Annotated in this window: 1 pseudogene; it reads left to right on the top strand. The window is 38.7% G+C overall.

What is annotated here, in order from left to right:
* Positions 1–75: 75 nt before the first annotated feature.
* Positions 76–584, top strand: a pseudogene (locus CL42_RS16935) (IS3-like element ISAba14 family transposase); the annotation flags it as partial.

Below are 584 nucleotides of genomic sequence, written 5' to 3'. Positions count from 1 at the left end.
GAGATGGATTCGGAAATTTGAACAACACCTATAAGTGATATTTTGCTCCCCAAATGATGTTATAAACATCGATATATGGAGTATTTTATGGCACGTAGACCAAGAAGAAATCATTCAAATGACTTTAAAGCTAAGGTAGCACTTGCTGCAATTAAAGCAGAAAAAACACTTGCTGAATTGAGTGCTGAATTTGATGTTCATCAAAACCAAATTATCGACTGGAAAAATCAATTGATTTCGGCTTCCTCGCAAGCCTTCGATCAATCAAAAGCTTCAGCAGAACCACCCATTGATCTAAAAAAACTACATGCAAAAATCGGTGAGCAGGCATTAGAAATTGATTTTTTAGAAGGTGTGTTGAAGAAACTGGGCCGCTTCAACCACAAAAGTTAATCGACGACTCACTTCAGATTTCAGTATCTAAGCAAGCTAAGCTACTGAAAGTCTCCCGTGGTTGTTATTACTATCGCCCAAAACCTGTGAGTGCATCAGATCTGAAGCTGATGCGCTGTATTGATGAATTACATATGCAATACCCTTTTGCAGGTAGCCGTATGATGCGTGATTTGTTGAATCGTCAAGGG

The organism is Acinetobacter sp. Ver3, assembly GCF_000632455.1.
Classification (GTDB): Bacteria; Pseudomonadota; Gammaproteobacteria; order Pseudomonadales; family Moraxellaceae; genus Acinetobacter.
The sequence above is the reverse complement of the archived record's forward strand: the minus strand, read 5'-3'. Positions and strand labels throughout refer to the sequence as shown.